Raw genomic sequence first — 23,740 nt, forward strand, 5'->3', positions numbered from 1 at the left:
TTTATTCACACATATATAAATTTATTTAATTATCTTGTGGATAACTATCTTTTTTATCTTATTTTTAGTTATAAAAGTTGTTGATAAAAATGTTTGTAAAAAGTGGATTTATATTAAAAAAATATATTTATTAACATAGTGTTAGAAAACTTATAAAATTACTTTATATGAATGCATTAATTAAAAACGAAGAGATAGATAAAGATGATGTTAAACTTAATGTTTTAAATGATGTTTTTATTGAATATATGAAGAATGAAATTCAAGATAATATGTTATTTAAAGCTTTCTTCAAAAATTTAAGGATAATGTCGTTTGAAAATAATGAAGTTATTATATTTTTTCCAAAAGTATATCCAGATTTATATAATTTTAAAAAATATTATAACGATACATTCACAAAAGCTGTTAATGAAGTTTTTGGTGAGGGTGTTTCATTTAAAGTTATTGATAAAGATTATTTAGAAGCAAGTAAAACTGCTGAAAAAGCAATCAAAAAAGCTGATACTTTTGTTAAGAAAACAAATTCATCTTCTATTAACTCACAATATACATTTGATAATTATGTTGAAAGTAAATTTAATAAAGAAGCTTTAAATATTTGTAAAGCAATTGCTGATGGGGATTATACATTTAATGTTTTATTTATCTCAGGTAATTCAGGGTTAGGAAAAACGCATTTATTAAAAGCTTTGGAAAATGATTTTATTGAAAAAGGTAAAAAAGTTTATTTAGTTAATCCTAATACTTTTACTCATTCTTTAACTAGTTTATTAAAAGAAAACGATCAAAAGAAATTACTAAATATTCATAAAAGTTTAGTAGAAAACTATGATTTGGTACTTTTTGATGATTTTCAACTTTTTGGAGAAGGTAATAAAAAATCAACAAAAGATTTTATTTTCCAAATTTTAGATGGAAGAATGGAAAGAAATAAAATAACTGTTTTTTGTTCTGATAGAGATATTAATCAAATTGCTTCTATGTTTGATAATAGGTTAATCACAAGATTTCAATCAGGTTTTATAACAAAAATAAAACAACCTGATACAGATGATTTATCTAAAATACTTGACTTTTTCTTGGATGATATTGATTTAAATAGTGACCTTATTTCTGAAGAAGCAAAAGATTTTATTATTCGAAATCACACTGGTTCAGTTAGAACACTTTTAGGTGCTGTAAAACGTATTTCTCATTACAAACAAGATATATTAAACACTCCTCAAGAATACATTTATAAAACTATTACAAGTATTTTTGAAGATGTTATTCAACAACAAGAAAATATAACTCCAGATGTAATTATAAAAGCGGTATCAAAATATTACAAAATACCAACCAAAGATATCTTATCCAACTCAAGAAAAGCTGAAATAGTTGTAGCAAGACATATAGCTATGTATATGATATCTATTCAACTTGATTACTCTTCTACCGAATTAGGAAAAGTGTTTAAAAAAGATCATTCAACAGTTTTAAATGCTTTAAGAAAATTTAAAGAGTCTGATGATGAGTCATTAAAACGAACTATTCAAGAACTTAAAAATCAAATATATAAAATTAATTAACAAGTTATCCACATTTAACTAATTTAAATAAATTGATTAAAAAGTTAATTATTTTATTAAAAATATAGTGAAATATAACTTTTTATAGTTATCCACTAATCCACAAAACTTATTACTTATATAAAGGAGATTTTATGAAATTCACAATTTCTAAATCTAAGATTGATCAAACAATTGAATTCTTATCTAACTATATTGATAGTAATGATACATTTATACCTTTTAGATGTGTTTACTTTAATATCGATTCAGAAAAATTAACTTTAGTTGGTGCTGCTTCGACTTTAGCTGCTAGAAAAATAATTCCTATAGATGAAAAAGAACTTAAGTTAGAAAAAACTGGTAACTTTTATTTATCTGTTACTTTATTAAAAAATATTATTAAAAAATTTGATAAAGAAATTACTTTTGAAGCTAAAGAAAATTTAATTGATATTTATGAAGGTTCTACATTTTTCACATTAACTAAAATTAATGCGGGGGTATTTCCTAACATTCAATTTGATGATATTGAAAATAATGTTGAAATTGATTCATATAAATTTGAAAAAGTTATTTATGATGTTTCTACTTCAACAAGTGCTTCAAACGATAGATTAAACTCATTGATTTATAAATGTATTAATATATCTGCTAAAGATTCAAATCAATTAAGATTTCTTTCTACTGACTCATATAGATTATCAAGTGAAATAATACAAGTTAATCAACCTGTTACTTTAGATTTAACTATTGATGCAAAAAACCTTAAAAAACTTATTACCAAAGATGCGCCTGAAAAAGTTACATTATTCTTTAATAACAACAAATTAGGTGTATCTTATGAAAATACTGTAGTGTGAACTTCAGTTAATAAAACACAATTCGTAGACGTTTCTTCATTATTCCAAGTTAAATATACTAGAAACTTTAAAATCGAACGTGAAGAGTTTTTAAGAACAATTAACAAAGCTTTATTCTATCAAACAGAAAAAGATAAGAAAATGGAATTTTACTTTAATAATCATGATCTAAAACTTATATATGAAGTTCCTGAAGTCGGTATAGCTAATGCTGAATCTAAAGCTTTAGAGATAATCGAAGGTGAAGGATTAGATTTACATTTAAATTACATTTATGTTAAAGAAGCTGTCTCTGCTCTTGATCCTGGAATGTTAAATATTTTTGTTTCACAAAACCAAGATAAAATTCTATTTATTTCAGAAAATGACCAAAACCACATTCAATTAATCACTCCGTTAAGAAAGTATAAATAATGACAATTAAAATTAAAGGTGGTTCAATCAAACTATCTCAATTTCTTAAAAAAATAGACGAAATCGATACCGGTGGTCAAGCAAAAGAATTTATTAAAGTAAATAAAATAACAATTAATGGTCAAGAACCTAAAGGAAGAACTTCGAAAATTAAAGTAGGAGATATAGTTTGAATTAACAATTCTATTTATACAATATCGATCCTAGAAGATGATGAATAATTAAATTTCATGTGTATACTCACATGATTTTTTTATATAAAAAACACAGAACTAAATGTTCTGTGAATATTTAAATATTTATTTAGAATCAGGTGTGTACATGAAATCTTTTTTCAATAATTCTTCAACCTTTTGAAGATCGAAATAATCGTTTAAAGCTTGATTAATTCAACTTCCGTGTGATGAGTTACCTGGAATTAAAACATAACTTGCTGCAAAATCTTCTTTTTCTCATTTATTTGTTTTTGGATTGTAGTAAATAGATTTATTATCTAACGAATCATTTCCAAATAATACACCATAACCAACTGAAGAATCTTTCATAGTATCTACTAATTCTTTAGAAGAAATTTGTTTAGGTTGTTTTGTATAGTTATCATTGAAGTCAGAAATATCATCCCCAACTCTCATAACAACTTTAAATTGAGCTTGTTTACCATCAATTGTTAATTTGTGAGTATTGATTCAATGCATTCTTTCTTCTTTAGAGATTCTAGGTGACTTATTTGTTTGAGAATATTGTTCAATACCTTGTTTTCTATCATCTCCACGCATTCATCAAATTCATTCAGGCATTAATTTAGGTTCTAAACCTAATTTAACAATATTTTCTTTAGATTTTTCAACATGTGAATTACTTCCAGTTTGAGTTCTGTTTGAGTTAAACATAACAACTCCACCTTTAGATCATACATGTTTGATAAAATCAATAGCACCATTTACTTCTGTTGAAATTGCTTTATTAATGTATTCTGTAAATAATTTAGAACTATGATTAAGTCTATTTACCATTAAGTAGTTTTGATATTTAAAGTTATTTAAAACTGTTTCATCAATATCCATAAAAACAACCGGGATAAATTTACCTTCAGAAGTTGCTTCAACAGTAACTTTTTCTCCATCTTTTTTAACTTTATCTAACTCAACATTTTCTTGGGTAACCATTTTATCAAATAATCTTTTTGCACTAGCGTAAACTTGTTGCCCCATGATGTGTTTTTCACCCGAAACACTGTTTCATAAATTAGAAGAAGCTAAAGCAATGTTGTTTCTTTCTTTTTCTAGTGCTTTAATTTTTTTGTCTAATTCAGTTTTTTCAGCTTTTAATGAATTAATTGCCTCTACATCTTGACTTCTACCTTGTTCTTGTAATGCTTTTAGTTGTTCTCCAATAGTTTTCTTAATTTGTTCTAACTCAGCAACTTTTTGGTTTAACTGATTTAAAGAAGTTGTTTGTTGATCTTTAGAATTTTGTAATTGTGATAATTGTTCTTTTAATTCTTTGATTTCATTATCTTTCTTTTCTAATTCTGATCCATCACAAGAAGCTGCTACCGTAGGAACAACCAATGTAGCTAAACCTCCTGTTGCTAATAAATATTTTGAAATTTTATTCATATATCTCCTTATTTTAGTAAAAATATTTACATAATAATTTTATTAAATTCTGCTTGTGATATAGGGAAATAATAAAATGTGGAAATATTTCTTTCCACATTTAAAAAACAAGTCTTATATTATTCACAATAATTTTATAAAACCAATTTTTATCACTATGGTAAAGTAATATTAGTTATCTAAACTGAATAGTTAAATTATTAAAAAATGTGGAACAAACCACATTATTTTATAACTTCCATACCCATATACGGTACTAAAACCTTGGGAACAGATACTGTACCATCAGCATTTTGATAAATTTCTAAAATAGCAGCTATAACTCTATCAACAGCTAAACCAGATCCGTTCATAGTGTGTGCATATGTTGTTTTACCGTCTTGATCTCTATATCTAATCATAGCTCTACGAGCTTGAAAATCACCCATATAACTTACAGAAGAAGTTTCTCTATATCTTTGTTCTGATGGTAATCATAATTCTAAATCAATAGTTTTACGAGATGAGAATCCTAAATCACCTGTACATAAAAGTAATTCGCGATAAGGAATTTCTAATTTTTCTAAAACATCTTTCGCATCTTGTAACATTGCTTCAAATTCTTTAATAGCATCTACTTCAGTAGTAACTTTAACTAATTCAATTTTTTTAAATTCGTGCTGTCTTAAAATTCCACGAGTATCTTTACCAGACGAACCAGCTTCAGATCTAAAACATTCTGTATATGCTGTAGCTCTAAATGGTGTAGATAAATCAACTATTTCACCATTGTAAATATTTGTTAAAGTAACTTCAGCAGTAGGAATTAAGAATTCATCTAAACCTTCTAATTTATATAAATCTTCTTTAAATTTAGGTAATTGTCCTGTTCCATATAACATTTTTTCTTTAACAATAACAGGGGTATTAAATTCATTATAACCTTTAGAAGTATGTAAATCAAGCATGAAATTAATTAAAGCTCTCACTAATCTTGAGCCAGCATTTTTATAAACAACAGAACGAGAACCGGCTAATTTAACACCACATTCAAAATCAATAATATCTAATTGTTTAGCAATTTCATAATGTGGTAAAACATCTTTAACTAAACCACGTCCAAGATTTGGGTGTTGAGCTAAAATAACATTATCGTTTTCATCTAATCCTACAGGAACTTCAGGTAAAGTTTCGTTAGGTATTTGAAGAATTAGATGTTGAATTTTTTCATTTAATTCTTCAGATTGCGTAGTTAATTGAGTTTCTTCTTGTTTAATTAAATTAATTTGTTCTTTTAAAGTAGCTAAAGCTTCAGGATTATTTTTTAATTTACCAAATTCTTTAGATAATTTTGTTAATTCAGCTTTTTTACTTTGAGCTTGATTCATTAATTGTCCACGTTGTTTTGCTAAAGTAACAAATTCATCATAAATAGCTATATCAAAACCTCTATTAATAAGGTTTTTTCTAACATTTTCTTCATTATTTAAAACATATTTTAAATCTAACATTAAAACCTCTATTCTAATGTGGTAATTATACAACAATAAATGCGGTTATATTATTAGAGAAATAAGCATAAAAACTAGTATTTTATTATGTAAATAAGAGTATAAATTTTTTACTAATATTTCAATTAAACAAAAGAAAAATTTTAATGAAGTTAATTACACTAAAAACATTTTTACAACTATTTTTAAGTATAAAAAATAAATTTTATTGATTTAAATTATCAACTTGTATATAGCATAATAAAAAATGGCTTTTTGTGTATAATATAAACACGCTTATATAATTATTGAAAAATCATTCACAAGGAGGAAGAAAAATGAGCAAAAGAACTTACCAACCTAACAAACGTAAACATGTTAAAGTACATGGTTTTAGAGCTAGAATGGCAACAGCTAACGGAAGAAAAGTATTAGCTAGAAGAAGAGCTAAAGGTAGAAAAAGATTAACAGTTTCTGATAAATAATTTTCACAATGAAAAAACAATATCGACTTAGAAAAAACTGAGAATTTAATAATGTATTAAATTCTGGCAAAAAGAATTGTATTGCAAATAAATATCTGATTGTTTATTATGTTAAGAGCAATTCATTTAGAGCGGGTATTACGGTTCCGAAAAAATTTGCTAATGCAGTAGGTCGTAATTTATACAAAAGACAATTAAGAGCAATTGTGCATGAGTTAAATTTATATGATTTAAATTATGATTTTGTTCTAATTGTGCGCAAAGATTTTATAGAAACAAAATATGCTGTAAAAAAAGCAGCTATCTGTAAGATTTTTGAGAAATTTAGGAAAAATGAAAAAATCTAAAAATAATAATTTTCAATATTTTACCAATAGTGTTGATCCAAAAGAAAAGAGAAAACAGACTTTTAAAACATTTTTAAAATGATTCAAAATAGTTTTCTATGTTTTTGTTTTTGGATTAACAATTACAGGGTGTGTTCAAGCCTTTGCGTTAAGAAATTCATACAACGTAGGGAATGGTATAGAATTCTATACCAATGAAAATGATATAGCCCCTAGAGTTAATACTTTAAAAAATAAAAACGACAAAATTGAATATGTAACATCAGAAAATAGTGAAAACCAAGCTAAATCAACTTATCAATTAAATACACTTACAGTAGATCAAGATGGAAACTTCTATCTTCGTAATCAAGAAGTATTAAGTCAATTAAGAAAACAAACTAAAGAAAATGATGGTAATTACGGAGTTTCAAACAACTATATGGTCGCTTTCCAATTACCACAATCATCTTCTTTATCTCAAGCAGGATTAGTTACTGATAAAGATAGTATTTTAGGAACTGAAAGTAATGATATTAAAAATATCAGATACTTATTTAGATCAGGAAATGCTACTCAATATCAATACGTAACAGATGCTAAAAATAATCCTATTTATGTGTTTGCTTTCGATTATGAATTTAATAAAGAAAAAAACAACGATGGAAGCTATGTTAAACTTGGTTCTGTATTAACAAATGGACCAAGTAGACCATTTTTACAAAAAGCAACTCAACAAGTTACAATTAAAGATGAAAATGGTAAAGAAATTACCAAAACAATTCCTATCAAAGATGTAAATGGTAATATTCCAATTGTTGATATTACAGGTGTTCAAATGATTAATACTCCAGATAATATGGAAGTAACAATCACTAACCCTGAAACTAAAACAACAAATAGAGATTTAGTAGTATACAATGCAAATAGAATGTTTGCTAGAGATGTGTTGCAAGTATTTTACGAATATTCATTCGGAAAAGATTCTGCTTTTGCGAAAGAACTTGGTGCAACGCCTTCAGAATTTATCAAGAATTTAATTGATAATATGTCTACAACTAATAAAGAAAACCAAGTATCAGATGGTCAAAGTCCTATTTTTACACTAACACCAAAGCAATATGCAATGTTAGAACAATATCAAACTACAATGTCTAACTACATGAATGAATTAGCTTACTTTAATAGAGATAACAAAGATAATAATTTAGACAGATGATTAAAAGAAGCATCTAAATCTAAAGCAGCTAATAAATATAACTACAATGAAAACATTTTATATTCACAAAATGCTGAAACTGTAGTATTTAGTGGTGATTACAAACTTGAACCAATTACAAATTGGGGATATGCATGACAATATGGACCATTTTATGGATTATTAGTTTACCCACTTTCTGTGTTAATTCAATCATTACGTCAAGCAATGCCTAGCTGAGATGGTTGAGCTTCAATTATTGCTATTTTAATAGCTATTATCCTAACTCGTTTAATTGGATTAGCAATTACATTTAAATCAACCGTTATGCAACAAGTAATGGAAGAGTTAAAACATAAAAAAGCAGCTATTGAAGCTAAATATAAAGGGTTAGAAACAAATAAAGCAATGAAGATGCGTAAGCAGCAAGAACTTCAAGCTTTATATGCTAAATACAATATTAACCCAGCCGATCAATTCGGAACCTTAATACTTTCGATGCCGCTGTTCTTCGCTATGTGAAGGGTTATTCAAAGTATTCCAGAAATTAAAGAAACCACTTGATTAGGAGTTAACTTCGCTTCAATCTCATATAAGAGACTATTTGATGGACAATGAGTTTACTTATGAGTACTAGCAGCTGTTATTATTTTCCAAATTCTTTCAATGATGTTACCTAGATTATTGAATAAAAAGAAATTCAAGAGAAGAACTACAATAGCTGAAGCCGAAGCATTGAAGAAATCAGAGAGAACTCAAAAGATTATGATGATAGTATTTACTGTTATTACAGTTATGTTCTCAGCTGGTGTGCAAGTGTACTGAATCTTTGGTTCTATATGAACAATTCTACAAACACTTGTAATTCATTACTTAACTCAATCACAATGATTTAAACAAAAATACCTTAATAAAAAATTAATGCGTAATTAAAATTTATTAAGAATAAATAATAATTGAATACAACTTGCTTTAAGTTGTATTTTTTTACGACATTTTGCATTTAACATAGTATTGATTACACCAATATGATAAAATTAAATAAATTAAATCATTTATGATTTAAATATTATTCCAAGGGGTTAAAATGCATAAAAAAGATGAGCAAAAAACTGAATTATATAAGACATTATGAAATATAGCTGATTCATTAAGAGGGTCAGTTGATGGATGAGATTTCAAACAATATGTTTTGGGATTTTTATTCTACCGTTATATATCTGAATACTTAAATAATCAAATTAATAAATATCAAGCTAGTGCTGGACTAGTGGATTTTGATTATTCACAATTTGATGATGAAAGTGCACAAAAAGTTAAGGTTAATATTGTAAATGATTATGGGTTCTTTATGAAACCATCACAATTGTTTCAAAATGTTGTGAAAAGAGCCAATAGAGATAAAAGCTCAGAAATATCTTTAAACGAAGAAATTAAACAAATTTTTAATGATATTGAAGAATCATCTAAATTAGGTAATTCATATAAAGATTTTGAAGGATTATTTGATGATATTGATTTAAATTCAAATAAATTAGCTAGCACTGTAGTAGAAAGAAATAAATTAATTACCGATATTTTAAATGCTATAGCGGATATGAAACTAGGTGGATATCATGATAATGATATTGATGTTTTTGGTGATGCATATGAATATCTAATGGGAATGTACGCACAAAATGCAGGTAAATCTGGTGGAGAATACTTTACACCACAAGAAGTATCTGAATTATTAGCTAGATTAACTACTATTGGTAAAAAAGAAGTTAAATCAGTATATGACCCAGCTTGTGGATCAGGTTCTTTATTACTTAAATTTGCAAAAATTCTAGGTAAGGATAATGTTTCTAACTTCTATGGTCAAGAAATAAATCCAACCACATACAATCTATGTCGTATAAATATGTTTCTACACGGAATTTCATACGAAAAATTTAGTATTGCTAAAGCTAATACTTTAACCAATCCTCAACATCGTGATAAAGAACCATTTGAAGCTATTGTATCTAATCCACCTTATTCAACAAAATGAGAAGGAGAATCTAATCCTTTATTAATTCAAGATGATCGTTTTGCTCCAGCTGGAGTTCTCGCTCCTGTATCAAAAGCTGATTTAGCTTTCACTATGCATATATTATCTTCTCTAGCTCCTAATGGAACAGCCGCTATTGTAGAATTCCCAGGTGTACTATATCGTGGAGGAAATGAAGCTAAAATTAGACAATATTTAGTACAAAATAATTTTATTGATGCAGTTATCCAATTACCGGCTAATATGTTTTATGGACCTACAATAGCAACTTGCATTATTGTTTTAAAGAAAAATAAAACAACTCATGATATAGCTTTTATTGATGCTAGTGAGCAATTTGTTAAAGGTGATAAGAAGAAGAAATTATCTGAAGAAAATATTAATTATATTTTAGATTTATATAAAAATAGACAAAATGTTGATAATTTAGTTGCTGTTATTCCTAATGAAAAAGTATTACAAAATGATGCTAATTTAAGTATTAATAAATATGTAACAAGTAATGTAGTTGAAGAAGAAATTGATATTAAAGAATTAAATGAACAAATAGCTAAATGTGTAGCTAAACAAAATGAATTAAGAAAACAAATAGATCAAATTATTAGTGAAATTGAAGGAACTAAATAGTTATGTCTAAGTTAGAACGATTAATAAAAAAAATATGTCCTGATGGGGTGGAATATGTAAAATTAGATAATCTCTTAGATTATGAACAACCTACAAAATATATTATTCATAATCTTAAAAAAAATCTATTATCTAAAGGCAAAACACCAGTAATCATAGCAGGTAAAACATTTATTGTTGGATATACTAATGAGACTAATGATATATATAGAGCTTCATTAAGTCCAATAATATTATTTGAAGATTTTATGTGCAATTTTCAATGAGTTGATTTTGATTTTAAATTAAAAAGTTCAACACAAAAAATGTTAACAGTAAAAAATGAAAATAAATGTAATTTAAAATATGTTTATTATTATATGAATATAATGAATTATCAACCTAAATCTCATCAAAGACATTGAATTTCAAAATATAGTCAATTAAAAATCCCTCTTCCGCCACTTGAAATACAAAATGAAATAGTTAGAATACTAGATACATTTACAGAGCTAGAAAAAGAGCTAGAAAAAGAGCTAGAAAAAGAGCTAGAATTATCTAATAATTTTATTCAATCAATCTTAAAAAATATATCACAAATGAATAGTAAAAATGAGTTTCCTTTCATTAAAAAATATATACAAAGTTTAGATAATAAATTACCACTAATTGAATTAAGTAAATTCATATCAATAAAAAATGGAAAATCTAATAGAGATGATTCAATTGAAAATGGTACATATCCATTATATGTAAGATCGAAAGATATATTAAGAACAAATAAATGAGAGATGGATAATGAAGCGGTATTAATCCCTGGTGAGGGTGGTATAGGAACTATTTTCCATTATGTTAATGGAAAATATGCATTACACCAAAGAGTATTTAGTGTTTCGTCTAATGATACAAATGTTTTAAGGAACAAATACATTTACTATAACCTTAAAGCTTTCTTTACTGATTATTTAAAAAGCACAATTTTCAACGGAACTGTTTCATCATTAAGAAAACCTATGATTAGTGAATATCCTATAAAAGTTCCTAGTATTGAAATTCAGGATTATATAATAAACATATTAGATAAACTCTATGAATTATATGAGAACAATTCAGGTTCATTATCCCAAGAACTTCAACTTCGTAAAAAACAAACCAAGTACTACATGAATAAATTACTAACATTCAAAAAATTAGAAAAATAGTTTCCAAGAATCATAGGTTAAAATACCTTTAACCCTTAAATATAGATATTTGTTAAAATAATTACACAGAAAATTACATACATAAGGATGTAAATATGAAAAAAGTAGACAACATTTCTACTATACTATCACAAAGTGATGAATCAATAGTGAGAGCTGATTTTAAATCTGTAGCACAGACTACTGGTGAATTTCAATCTGAAGCTAAAATGGAAGAAAAATTAATTAAAGATTTAGTTGCTCAAGGTTATATTTATTTACAATTAGGAAAAACACAAGAAGAACAACAAGATAAAATCTGAGACATCATTAGACAAAATATAAATCGATTAAATTTTAAAGATGGTTACACATTATCTAATAATGAATGAAATAGATTAAAATATCAATTAAATCTTGATTCTCAAATATCAGCAACAGAATTAGTTCAAGATAACAACAAAAAAGTATTTGAGTTAAAAATGGATGATGATAATATCAAAAATATAATTATTTTTGATAAAGAAAACCTTATTAACAACAATGTATATGTTGTTAATCAATTAGTAAATGATAATAATAGATATGATGTTAATATTTTAGTTAATGGTTTTCCACTTGTTCATATTGAATTAAAAAGAAGATTTAGTACAACGAACGAAGATTCATTAAAACAAGCTTTTTCTCAAGTAAATAGATATCATAATGAATCCTTTGCCTCTCATAAAAGAAATAATTTATTTAATTACACTCAAATGTTTGTTATTTCAAATGGTGTATATACGAAATATTTCTCTAACACTACATATAAAAGTGCTATAGATGGTAAAAATAGAGCACATTATAGAGAAACTTCATTTTGAACAGATATTGAAAACCGTAGAATATTAGAAATTGAAGATTTTACAAAATATTTCTTAGATAGAAGAGTAGTACTTAATATTATTTTTAAATATTCTGTATTAAAACAACCAGATGAACATGGAGACAGAAAACTATTAATCTTAAGACCGTATCAAATAGCCGCTGTAGAAGCAATTATTAAAAGAGTTAAATTAGCTCATATAAATAAACAAGCTGGAAGTGATGAAGCTAAAGGATATATATGACATACAACAGGATCAGGAAAAACATTAACGAGTTTTAAAACTTGTCAATTACTTGCTGATTTAAAATTTGATGATGATCTGAAAAATAACCAAATTTATAAAGTTGTTTTTGTCGTTGATCGTAGAGATTTAAATCGTCAAACAACCGATGAATATGATAAATGTTCAGGTGTTGATTTAGGTATAAGTAATGCCATAAATTCGGACCATTTAGCTAAAATACTAACAAATGAATATTCGTCAAAGAATAATAGAATAGTTATAACAACCATTAATAAACTTAATGATGTTATTAAGAATTATATAAAGAGTAATAGTAGTCAAAACAACAAATTAAAAGATGTAGCTAAAAATAAAGAGATAGTATTTATCTTTGATGAATGTCAAAGATCTACTTTTGGTTCAATGTTAGCAAACATTAGACAATATTTTAAAAAACATTATTTAATTGGTTTTACAGGAACACCAATATTTGATAATATTGAAAATCCAAAAACTAAATTAGAAGTAATTAAACAAATTACTAAAGTTTTCCCTGGAGAAAAAATTTCAGAGAAAGATGTCGAAAGTGATATTTTAAATATCATGTATAAAAATGAAAATAAAGACTTTTCATTTGTAAAATATTTTGAAGATGTTGCTTTATCAGATTCAATCAATAAAAACGATTTATCTACAACTATTAATATTTTTAAGAAAAGACTTCATACTTACACCATAATTGATGCTGTAAAAGATAATAATGTAGTACCTTATAAAATTAGTTATCACACAACATTCCATAAGAAAGATAATATTGTTGATAAAGAAGTAACAGGTATTGATACTAAATCAGTTTATTATGATTCACATCGTATTTCAAATATAGTAGATCAAATACTAGAGAAATTACCTATTTTATGCCATAGAACTCAAACTAATAAAGCTATTAAAGAAGCTAATCTATCTGAACAACAAAACGAAATATTAAAACCATTTAATGCAATATTTGCAACTGAAAGTATTGAGCAAGCTATTTTATATTACAGAGAGTTTAAAAGAAGAAATCATGAATATAAAATAGGAATGATATTTTCTGCAGGAAATCCTAATGATCCTAATCAATATATGGAAGAAGAATTCAATACCAAGGATTTAAGACCAAATCAAAAAGAAGCTTTAATTGAAGCTATAAATGATTACAACAATTTAGGCTTATCAAAAGATGGAACTAAGACAAGTTATTCTATCGAGGAGAAAGATAAATATTATAGTGATATTCAAAATAAAGTTGCTGATTCAAAACTTGATTTAATCATAGTTGTAAATATGTTACTAACTGGATTTGATTCTCCAAGTACAAATACATTATTTGTTGATAAACCGCTTAAATCTCATAATTTAATACAAGCATTTTCAAGAGTTAATAGAACTTATCCTAATAAAATGTATGGAAACATAGTGTCATTTAGAAATATCCAAGATGAAGTAAATTACGCAATCGCTTTATATGGAAAAGCAAAAGCAAAAGAAATAGCTTGTTTAAGAAGTTATAATGATTATATGAATGGATTTACTGATTCAGATGGTAAATATCAAGCTGGTTTCATTCAAACCGCAAAGGATGTATTAAATTGTGGTTTACATTTACCTAATACCGATATAAATGATATAAGTCAGGATGAAAAAGTAAGTTTCGTTAAATTATTCAACAGATTATTAAAATTAAGAGATATATTAGTTTCGTTTGATAATTTCTTAAATGAAGAAAAGAAATATATTTCAGGTAGAGAATTAGGAAACTGTCGTGTTATTTATAATGATATTTATCAACAATGAAAAAACAAAAACAAAATCACAAATAATGAAAAAGAACAAATTAATGATGATTTAGTATTCGAAATACAATTATTAAAAACAGATGATATAACTGTTGAAAAAATATCTCAAATTATTAATGATAAACTTAGTGAATACATGCAACAAATTAAAGATCCTAATTTAGCATCATTTAAAGAAAATACCAATTTTGAAGAATATAAAAGTGAAGTTCTTAGAGCAGCTAGTTCATCTACTTTACTTTGAAGCAAAGTTGATCTTATAAATCGTTTTCTTGATAAAAAACACAATGAAATAGATTATAATGAAAAAATAAATGAGTTTGAGAATAATTCTAATGTGTCCGATATATTAACAGAATTTGTTCAATCAAATAATAATGAAAGAATTGAAGAATTTTATCAAATGGTTAAAAAATATCAATTTAATTTAAAAGCCGCATATAAGTTTTTAAAAGAAGCATTTGAGAATGATGAAATCAAGTGATATGGAGAAAAATTTAAAAATATTTATAAACCAACAAATATGTTTGATACTGAAGCAAATAACCAAGTAAGAGAAGAAGCTCGTGATGCATTAGAACAATTCTTTAATTCATATAATGGTGTAACTAATAGAATTTTTACAATAAGTGAATTAGATGATAAAAATTAATTATTTTGGATAAAAAAAGTGACTTTAGTTATATACTTATTACACAAATTTTCTGAGTAAAAACCATGAATAAAATTTTTATCAAAAAATTAAAAATTTACTTCTGTTTTAGAATTTTTACTCTATAATATATATAAGTGATTATAGCAAAGGGGACCACCTGATACCATTCCGAACTCAGTAGTTAAGCCCTTTAGTGCCGACGATAGCAGAGATGTGAAAATAGGGAGTCGCTTTTTTTATTCTTTTTGTTTATGTATAAATTAAAACCGGAGACAATAATACTCCGGATTTTTTTATTGCTTATTTTTAAAATATTCTAAATAAGGAACTGATACATCATCAAGTTTTAAAACATTGTAATAATTAGGATTCATTCTAGTGATTTTATCTAGTTTAATTTCATCATTTGTATCTTTATATAAATAAGATCAAATTGAAGGTTCTTCACTAAATATCTGGTCTAGTACAAGAAATATATCGATGTCTTTACTTAATTTTAATTTATCAAAAATCTTACTAATTGATTTAGAAGATAATATTTCGGGTGTTGATTCAGTAAGAATAAATAATCGATAAGAAACAGTACCTATTTGTAAAATAGGAAAAAAATTCTCAAGTGAGTTTTCACTAGGTAAAGTTAGTTTTTCAGGATGAAAAAACTTTAGTTTCAATAAGGATGAAAAAGTGATTGCTATATCAATTGGTAAATTAAGTTTTTCTCCTTTTAAAGCTTGCTGTAAGCTATTAGAAGTTAATGAATAAACAAACTGTTCTTCTTTAGCTAATGCGTTTAATTGAGCAAAGCTATCTAGTATTTCTCTATATTCCATATTAAAATTATAAATAAATAAATTTGCTATAATTTAAAATATATTTTAAATTAGAAAAAAGAGGTATTCATGGCCAAAAGACAAAAATCATTCTTCGAACGTTTGACTGAATTAAATGATAGACATGACGAAAAACATGAGAAGAATACCACAAATAAATCAAAAAGAAATAGAGCAACGATTGCAGTTGGTGCAACTATTGCTGTAGGTATTGTAGCTGCTATTGCTATTCCGCTTACAGTTAATGTAACAAAAGTTAATTACAAAGAAGCAAAACCACAAGACAGTGAGGTTGCTATCTTTTATGGTCCAAATGATCAAAAACTTAGTGCAATTAATGCTGGTCAATTACAACAAGCAGTAAATTCAAAGAATATAGAAGTAGAAAAGAAAATTGATGCATTTTATAGACAAGCAATTGAATATCTTTATCAACAAGAATATGAAGCTTCACAAGAGTTTCAAAGAATTTGAAATGCATCCTTACAAAATGGTGAATCAGTTAATAATTCAATAGCCTTAAGATCATTAGAAGATATTAGAAAAGATGAAACAAATAAACTTGAAGATTTAAAAGAAAATCTTAAGAAAAACTATGGATACGAAAACTGAGAAAAACAATTCAACGAAATTATTAGTAAAGATGAATACGGTAACAGTTTAAATGAAGAACAAGCAATTAATTTCTTAGTATTTAAACAAATAGAATCTGAAGCAAAAAGAAGATACCAATTAGAATACAAAAAACAAACAATGGATTACATTAATCGTACAGCTAATACAACTATTTATAAATTAGATGAAAATGGTAATCAAGTTAAAGATTCTACTGGACAACCAATTGTGTTATTTAAAAAAGGGCAACATGTATTCCCTTACTTCGTACAAGGAGAAAACTACTTTGTTGATCCTAATAATGCGAACAATGTTACGACATTGTTAACTAAATCATTTGTTACAGCGTTAAAAAGCCCAACGCCTTTTATTCAAAATTACTTTAATAAAAATAAAGTTATTTTACCAACAGTTTATAAAATGCCTGGACAAATTGATAAAAACAATATATATCACCCATTATCATCAAATAGTGATAAAGATAAAGAAGCGCTTGCTGATTTATTAAAATATAGTTTAAGAAAGAAAGCAGATGGTTCTGGTTATGAAGCTGTTTCAAACTTAGATATTCTAGCTGGATTTAAAACCGCTGATTACTATGCTTTACAAACACAAGGACAAAGTGGACAACAATATGAATCTACTAAAGAATACTACCAAACATATTTAGGTGCTTTAACACAAAGTGATCCAACAACCTTAGGGACAACCGGTTTAACGACAGCAGAAGAAATCTTTACTAATTCAATTGATGAAGGATTGGCATTATTTGCAAAAGATTTACTTGGTAATGGAAATGCAAGCAATATTCCGGGATTTAATATAACAAATCCAGATTCAGCTAATGGTGAAAGTATATTTACTACATGAAATAATACATATCGATTTTTATTAGCATCACTTCAATCTGCAAATACAGAAGCTGATTTAATTAATAGAATTAATGAATTAAATAAAGCCGTCGATAATCAATTTGACAACACAGATAAAGATCTATATGGAAGATTATTCGTATCAACTTCAAATTGAAGCTTTAATGTTGCGACAGGGCCACAAGGACAAGCAGATAATAAAATACCTGTATTATTTAGTGCACAAGGTATGCCGAATGCTTACTTTGTTATCAAAGATAAAGACTTATTGTTAGCTAGATATCAAGAAATTCCTTCATTAGATGAATTTAAGGCATTTATTACTAAAGATGCTCAAAACTATGCAGCTGGAAATAAAACATACTTTAATGTAACAAATAAATTATCAGGTACAACTGATAAAGAAGCAATTATTTCATCATTATTAAGTGATACAGATTTTGTTAACAAAATGTTACAAACTCCTAATGTAAATAATGATAATACCAACTACACACAAGAACAAATAAATGAAATTACTAACAATGTACAAAGTATTATTGCTGGAAAACAATCTGATAAATTATTAAGCATCTTAAAATCAGTTGATAAATGAATTAAAGACCAATTTAACACAGGTACTAGTTACAACTTTACAGTTGAAAATGGTGTACCAAAAATTGTTTACTCATATAATCCGCTTGTTACAAGTCAATCAAGTGCTTTAGACACCATTTATTCATATTTAATTAATAACTTATGAAAAACACAACCAGCTAAAAATATAACACCATTAACAAATGAAACAGAAGGGAGCAAATAATGAAATTTAAATTCTGAAATAAAGCATTATTAATAGCTCCTGCTAGTTTATTACCATTAGCTATGACATCTTGTGGTGTTGATCGCGATACAGAAGCTAAAAAAGTTCAAGATAAAGATTTTAAAAGCGATAATATAGCTACAATTATTGAAAATGATTGATTAAATAGTACTTTAAAAGCTTTATATGGTGTAGAACAAAGTGCTGAATTAACAACTAATGAAACATATAAAACTGATGCTTTAAATGCTTATCAATCATTTATTGCATATCAAAATCTAAAAAATAATCCTTTTTATAAATTAGAACAATTAAAGAAATGAGCTTCAGAAGGTATTTTATCTAAAAGTGAACAAGAAATATTTGGTGACTTTTTAAGCCCACAGACTGTACAAAATGACCAACATTCAAATTATTATAAAGCCGAAATTAATCAAAATGAATTTAATGTTTTATATGCAAATAAAGAAACAGGTGTTGCATATACAGTTAATAAAATCCTTTTAGTTAATAAATATTTCCAAGTAAGTAATTTAGCTAATTTAGAAAAAATGGATCCATCAGCTACCTCGCTATATAAAACACAATTCCAATTAGATCAATTTAACTTAATTAATTATGTAATTACTAATAAAACTGTGCAATTATGAAGATATCAAACTTCAAATAAAAACTATATCTTCTCAATGGCTAATATAACAGTTGATAAAGTACAAGATTACAATGATTTAATTCTAAATTCAAGTATTGCTTCAGATAATCCATCGCCTCAATTATTAATTAATCAAAATGCACCTTATGAAGTAACTATGGGTGGATATCAAGGTATTACATCTAATCCATTCCCTATGTCATATACAGTAGATGATTTATTAAATAAAACTGCTAGTGATATTGCTGTAGGATTTTACGACTCAGTAAATGGCAAATTAGTCAAAGTAAATGAAAACCAAGAATTAGCATCACCAATATTAGTATCTAAAGGCGGGAAAGATATTGATGTAGCTTATATGGGACAAATTATACCAGTAGGCAAAACAATTACTAAAAAAGTAACTAAAGACGGAAAAGAAGTCGAAGAACAAAGTAAGATTCTTTCATTTGATGAAACACCTTTCGCTTCAAACTTAAGTAAATTAGGTATTTTATTAGCTATTAATGATGAAAACTTATACAAAACTGCTCAAAAAGCATTTGCTGCTTTAGGATATAAAGTTCAAGTTGATGATGCAATTAAATCACAAGTTGAAGGAATGGTTATAATTAAATAATGGATTCAATATTTACAAAAATTATTAAAAGAGAAATACCAAGTAAAATATTATATGAAGATGATAAGGTAATAGCTATTTATGATGCTTTTCCTAAGAATGAAGGACATTTCTTAGTTATTCCAAAAGTACAAAAAGACAATATACTTCAAAACACAGAAGAAGAATTTCTTTATGCTATGAAAATATCAAGAGAATTAGCTCAAAAAGAAATAATTGATAAAAATAGAGCTGGATTTAAAATTGTTATCAACACAGGAAAAGCAGCTGGCCAAGAAGTTTTTCACACACATATCCATGTAATACCTTATGATAATTAATAACTAAGTTTCCAAGTTAATAATAATCAAATAACATATATACCTATATTTAAGGTGTATATGTTTTTTTTATAGCAAACATTACTTATATAAAATGTATGCACTAACAGCCCTATGAGTATCAATATATGATACTATTTCCATAGTATAGATATAATTAAAATATAGAGATGTAAAGGAGAAAAATGAAATTAGGTAGTATTATTTCAATTCCAATAACAAATATTGCTGCAGCTGTGGCACTTGAGTTTCCAAGTTAAATAACTATTTATAACTTATATTTCTTATTTTAAGGGATATAAGTTTTTTAATACAAAAAATTACTTGTATAAAATCATTGTAATCTAAATATATAAAATGAATTTTTTATAAGGTTAAAATAATAAATAAAGTAAAATTTCATAGGAAAAGTGAGGTATTATGAAATTAGCATTCGCTTACGATTTAGATGGAACATTATTAAGAAAAGATAATACTATTCATCCATCTACAATGGAAGCATTAGAAAATGTTCAAAAAGAAGGACATGTAAATATCATAGCTACTGGAAGAGGGTTGCAAAAAGTTTTACCTTTATTAGATAAAGGAATAATAAAATATATTGATTACTTAGTGTGTTCTAATGGAGCACTAATATATGATGTAAATAATAAAAAAACAACTGTATTAAATACAGTGCCTAATGAAGTGTTTTATGTATTAAAAGATAAAGCATTAGAAAATGATTTAATTTTAACAGTTGATACAATTGATTATAATGGGTCTTATTTACCAAATGATAAATTCCCGGCTTGAATGTCAAATGAGCAAATAATGGATATGAATATATTAAATGTTGCAACATTAGATTACCTTGAAGGCGTTGTTTTATCAAAAGATAGTGTTATAACTCAAATTGCTTTAAGAAATCCACTAGAAAAAGCAAAGCAAATAACTCATGATATAAAAGAAGCAACTAAGAATTTACCTTGTGTAGTATATTTAACAAATTCAGTATATACTGATGTTAATCCACAAAATATTTCTAAATTTGTAGGTGTTGAAAAAGTGCTAGAAATGATAGGATTAAGTGATAAAAATCTTGTTGCTTTTGGTGATAGCGGTAATGATGTTAATATGATTCAAGGTGCTAAATTTGGTATTGCTTTAGGTAATGCTACTAAAGAAGCCAAAGAAGTTGCTAACCTTGTAATAGATGATCATCAAACAGGAACAATTGGTCAAACCTTAATGCAAATAATTGAAGGTGCTTTAATCTAGGCATCTTTATTTTATAATTAGCTTAAAAACTAAAAGCACTTATTTATAGTGCTAAAAATAAATATTGTAATGATTAAAATAAGTTAAAATATAACCGTATGCAAAATTTAATTAAATTATTTAATAAGGCACCAGAGAATGAAGTTGTTACAGGAGGTATGTTACCTACGCCTGTTGATACAGCTTTTACTGTGTTTTTATGACTATCAGTAGTATTTATTATCTCTCTTAGTCTTCCTCAATTATTCAAATTAATCAAAGATAGAAAAACTGGAGATGTAAGTTTTACATCATTCTGAATATTCCACATTGGTATTTTATTATGAGTTATTTGGGGAGCTACTAATAAATTAAATCATGGTATGCTAAATGTTATGGTAGCGGACGGAATTGCACTATATGTAAATGGTGTAATGACTGGATTGCTTTACCTACACAAAAAAGAGTTTTCTAAACAAAAGAAACTATATGGTTATTTAGGAGTTCTTGCTACATGAATTATTGGTACTTTATTTATTGTGTTCTACGGAGTAGATTACAATAGTGGTCCAGAAGCTGTGCTATTTAAAGTTCCAGATACTTTATCAACAATTATGGGATTCTTATTCCCTGCAGCTACTACATTAGCATTTACACCTCAATTAATTCGTTCATTCAAAACAAAACAATGACAAGGTGTTACATATTGAATGTATGTTCTATATGTAATAAACAACATTGTATGAATTATTTGATGAATTTTAGGATTAGTACAACAATCATATCAACCAGAACCAAATTACGGTTCAATCATTGCTGGATTAATCTGACAAATTATTTCATTAGCATTATTTAGCATTCAATTAGGATTTACTTTACATGATAAATACTTATTATCAAAAGGAATAGATCGTAGTGTTCAAACCGGAAAATAGTTTGAATTAAATATCACCCGCTTGGGTGATTTTCTTATACCTTTGAAATAGAAAAGAGCCACAATTAATGTGACTCTAAACCGTTAATTTTATTATATAACTCAACCATTTTATCTTGACCATAAAGCTCTTTAATAATTCTAAAACCTAAATCAGTTGCTGCTAAAGCATTTTTACCTGTAATATATTTTCTGTTAACACTAGTTAATTCTTTTGAACGATTTAATCCTCTAGTAGGAATTGATCATTGTGATGGATATGAAGAATAAACAACAGCATTAGGAACTACTTTAGCTTCCATTAATGTATTTGGAGCATCACAAATAGCGAAAACATATTTATCAGCATCATAAAACGATTTAATTAAATTTAATGTTTCTGTATCTTGTCTCAATTCTTGTGCTCCACGGCCGCCAGGAATAAAGATTGCATTGTAATCATTAAGATTAATATCTTTTTTATGACTAATTATATTAACCACTCCAAATTGCCCTGTAGCAACATTATTTTTAGGAATAAAGTAATCATATCTTTCGACTTGACCACTAGCAAGTAAAACTGATAAAGTTGAGTTTAATTCAATATCATTAAAATTATTTTCTAGTACAACAAGTAATTTTAACTTTTCCATTATTTCTTACCTCTTTTAATAATTCCTCTTCATACTAAGTAGCATAATAATGCTATAGGTAATAGAACAACAATTATGAAAATGATTATATAAGCTTTAATTCAAGCTTTATTTTCAGATTTGATTTCAGCGTTAACAGCATTTTTAATTGTAGCTGCATCAGCTCCTAGTAAAGTAGCAACTTCAGTGTATCTTTTTCTATCATACATTAATGCTAATACATATATGGCAGTAAATCCTAGTGCAACTCCAAAATCAACTCATAGAAGAACATAAACATTACCAAATGCATTATCAAGAACTTCTTTTCAATGAATATTAATATTAAATTTTAAATTAGGATTATTAACTTCAATATTTCATACACCATCTCATACATTTAATAAGAATAAAAGCACTCCATTAAATAAAGCGAAATAAGTAATAAAGAAAGCGAATAATCAAGTGTAACGAAGAATTTTTAATCTAATTGCACGATAAGTATCTGGAATAACAGTAACTGCTGCTATATTACCATGAGAATAATTTTCGCGACACATTGAAATAGCATGTCTTCATGATTTCTGTTTTGTTAAAGCTTTAGCAAATAAACTTAGTGATAAAAGAAATACAAATGATAGTAATACATACCACCCAATACCTTTATTTTTGTCAACCGCAGTATTTAGAAAATAGTTAGTTAATATACCAGCAATTGAAGCTAAAAAGATAATAAATCAAAATAAGAATTGGATTAAATTTAACGTCTTTTCTCTTTGTAATGTTGTATTAATAGCATCAGGAATAATTTTTAAAGGATCTTTTTTAACCTTGGTTTCAGTTGTGACTTCTAAAGTATTAGGAACTGGAGTAGTAACTTGTTGCAAATCACCATTATTTGGTACATTAAACATATTAC

19 protein-coding genes and 1 rRNA gene are annotated in these 23,740 nt (G+C 26.3%); 15 read left to right on the forward strand and 5 right to left on the reverse strand.

The window, feature by feature from the left end; all coding sequences use genetic code 4:
- Positions 1 to 167: 167 nt before the first annotated feature.
- From dnaA to SAM46_RS00015, 3 genes are all read left to right on the forward strand, one after another.
- Complete coding sequence (gene dnaA, locus SAM46_RS00005) at positions 168 to 1,571, forward strand: chromosomal replication initiator protein DnaA (RefSeq protein WP_078747225.1); 1,404 nt, start codon at positions 168 to 170, stop codon at positions 1,569 to 1,571.
- Positions 1,572 to 1,705: 134 nt separating this feature from the next.
- Positions 1,706 to 2,827, forward strand: a complete 1,122-nt coding sequence (locus SAM46_RS00010; protein ID WP_078747226.1) for a DNA polymerase III subunit beta family protein — start codon at positions 1,706 to 1,708, stop codon at positions 2,825 to 2,827.
- The gene (locus SAM46_RS00015; protein ID WP_078747227.1) at positions 2,827 to 3,048 is read left to right on the forward strand and encodes an RNA-binding S4 domain-containing protein; all 222 of its coding nucleotides are present in this window, start codon (positions 2,827 to 2,829) and stop codon (positions 3,046 to 3,048) included. Before SAM46_RS00010 ends, SAM46_RS00015 begins: the two co-directional genes overlap by 1 nt.
- A gap of 78 nt (positions 3,049 to 3,126) precedes the next feature.
- Here SAM46_RS00015 and SAM46_RS00020 read toward each other — a convergent pair whose 3' ends face one another.
- The gene (locus SAM46_RS00020; protein WP_078747228.1) at positions 3,127 to 4,446 is read right to left on the reverse strand and encodes an HAD family acid phosphatase; all 1,320 of its coding nucleotides are present in this window, start codon (positions 4,444 to 4,446) and stop codon (positions 3,127 to 3,129) included.
- Between the two features lie 224 nt (positions 4,447 to 4,670).
- Positions 4,671 to 5,936 (reverse strand): serine--tRNA ligase, encoded by a 1,266-nt coding sequence (gene serS, locus SAM46_RS00025; RefSeq protein ID WP_078747229.1) that lies wholly within the window; start codon positions 5,934 to 5,936, stop codon positions 4,671 to 4,673.
- A 317-nt stretch (positions 5,937 to 6,253) separates the two neighbouring features.
- Between serS and rpmH the strand changes: the two genes are divergently transcribed.
- The 7 genes from rpmH (at position 6,254) to rrf (ending at position 15,563) form a co-directional block, all read left to right on the forward strand.
- Positions 6,254 to 6,400, forward strand: coding sequence for a 50S ribosomal protein L34 (rpmH, locus tag SAM46_RS00030; protein ID WP_078747230.1), 147 nt, complete (start codon positions 6,254 to 6,256; stop codon positions 6,398 to 6,400).
- 8 nt (positions 6,401 to 6,408) lie between these two features.
- On the forward strand, positions 6,409 to 6,747 hold the full coding sequence (rnpA, locus tag SAM46_RS00035; protein WP_078747231.1) for a ribonuclease P protein component: 339 nt from the start codon (positions 6,409 to 6,411) through the stop codon (positions 6,745 to 6,747).
- Positions 6,734 to 8,857: a membrane protein insertase YidC gene (yidC, locus tag SAM46_RS00040; RefSeq protein ID WP_078747232.1), complete on the forward strand. Its 2,124-nt coding sequence runs from the start codon at positions 6,734 to 6,736 to the stop codon at positions 8,855 to 8,857. The genes rnpA and yidC overlap by 14 nt, the downstream gene beginning before the upstream one ends.
- Positions 8,858 to 9,011: 154 nt before the next feature.
- Positions 9,012 to 10,583, forward strand: a complete 1,572-nt coding sequence (locus SAM46_RS00045) for a type I restriction-modification system subunit M (protein ID WP_078747233.1) — start codon at positions 9,012 to 9,014, stop codon at positions 10,581 to 10,583.
- Positions 10,584 to 10,585: 2 nt separating this feature from the next.
- Positions 10,586 to 11,764 carry a restriction endonuclease subunit S gene (locus SAM46_RS00050; RefSeq protein WP_318635594.1) on the forward strand — a complete coding sequence of 393 codons (1,179 nt, stop codon included), beginning with the start codon at positions 10,586 to 10,588 and terminating at the stop codon, positions 11,762 to 11,764.
- 95 nt (positions 11,765 to 11,859) lie between these two features.
- Positions 11,860 to 15,324, forward strand: a complete 3,465-nt coding sequence (locus SAM46_RS00055) for a type I restriction endonuclease subunit R (RefSeq protein WP_078747373.1) — start codon at positions 11,860 to 11,862, stop codon at positions 15,322 to 15,324.
- A 133-nt stretch (positions 15,325 to 15,457) separates the two neighbouring features.
- A 5S ribosomal RNA gene (rrf, locus tag SAM46_RS00060) occupies positions 15,458 to 15,563 on the forward strand.
- Between the two features lie 57 nt (positions 15,564 to 15,620).
- On the opposite strand, the gene SAM46_RS00065 is transcribed toward rrf, so the two are convergent.
- Positions 15,621 to 16,157, reverse strand: coding sequence for a hypothetical protein (locus tag SAM46_RS00065; protein WP_078747372.1), 537 nt, complete (start codon positions 16,155 to 16,157; stop codon positions 15,621 to 15,623).
- Positions 16,158 to 16,226: 69 nt separating this feature from the next.
- Here SAM46_RS00065 and SAM46_RS00070 point away from each other — a divergent pair, with 69 nt between their 5' ends.
- The 5 genes from SAM46_RS00070 (at position 16,227) to SAM46_RS00090 (ending at position 22,211) form a co-directional block, all read left to right on the forward strand.
- Complete coding sequence (locus tag SAM46_RS00070) at positions 16,227 to 18,446, forward strand: HinT-interacting membrane complex protein P80 (protein WP_078747256.1); 2,220 nt, start codon at positions 16,227 to 16,229, stop codon at positions 18,444 to 18,446.
- Complete coding sequence (locus SAM46_RS00075) at positions 18,446 to 19,717, forward strand: HinT-interacting membrane complex lipoprotein P60 (protein WP_078747255.1); 1,272 nt, start codon at positions 18,446 to 18,448, stop codon at positions 19,715 to 19,717. The genes SAM46_RS00070 and SAM46_RS00075 overlap by 1 nt, the downstream gene beginning before the upstream one ends.
- A complete protein-coding gene (gene hinT / locus SAM46_RS00080) occupies positions 19,717 to 20,037 on the forward strand; it encodes a histidine triad protein HinT (RefSeq protein ID WP_078747254.1) in 321 nt (106 codons plus the stop codon). The genes SAM46_RS00075 and hinT overlap by 1 nt, the downstream gene beginning before the upstream one ends.
- A 420-nt stretch (positions 20,038 to 20,457) precedes the next feature.
- Positions 20,458 to 21,297, forward strand: coding sequence for a Cof-type HAD-IIB family hydrolase (locus SAM46_RS00085; RefSeq protein ID WP_078747253.1), 840 nt, complete (start codon positions 20,458 to 20,460; stop codon positions 21,295 to 21,297).
- 98 nt (positions 21,298 to 21,395) lie between these two features.
- A complete protein-coding gene (locus tag SAM46_RS00090) occupies positions 21,396 to 22,211 on the forward strand; it encodes a PQ-loop domain-containing transporter (RefSeq protein WP_078747252.1) in 816 nt (271 codons plus the stop codon).
- A gap of 64 nt (positions 22,212 to 22,275) precedes the next feature.
- On the opposite strand, the gene SAM46_RS00095 is transcribed toward SAM46_RS00090, so the two are convergent.
- Positions 22,276 to 22,842, reverse strand: a complete 567-nt coding sequence (locus tag SAM46_RS00095) for a DJ-1/PfpI family protein (RefSeq protein ID WP_235645898.1) — start codon at positions 22,840 to 22,842, stop codon at positions 22,276 to 22,278.
- Positions 22,842 to 23,735: an MSC_0882 family membrane protein gene (locus SAM46_RS00100; RefSeq protein WP_078747251.1), complete on the reverse strand. Its 894-nt coding sequence runs from the start codon at positions 23,733 to 23,735 to the stop codon at positions 22,842 to 22,844. The genes SAM46_RS00095 and SAM46_RS00100 overlap by 1 nt, the downstream gene beginning before the upstream one ends.
- Positions 23,736 to 23,740 lie beyond the last annotated feature (5 nt).

This window comes from Mycoplasmopsis verecunda (genome assembly GCF_033546915.1).
In the GTDB taxonomy this organism is placed as follows: domain Bacteria; phylum Bacillota_I; class Bacilli_A; order Mycoplasmatales; family Metamycoplasmataceae; genus Mycoplasmopsis; species Mycoplasmopsis verecunda.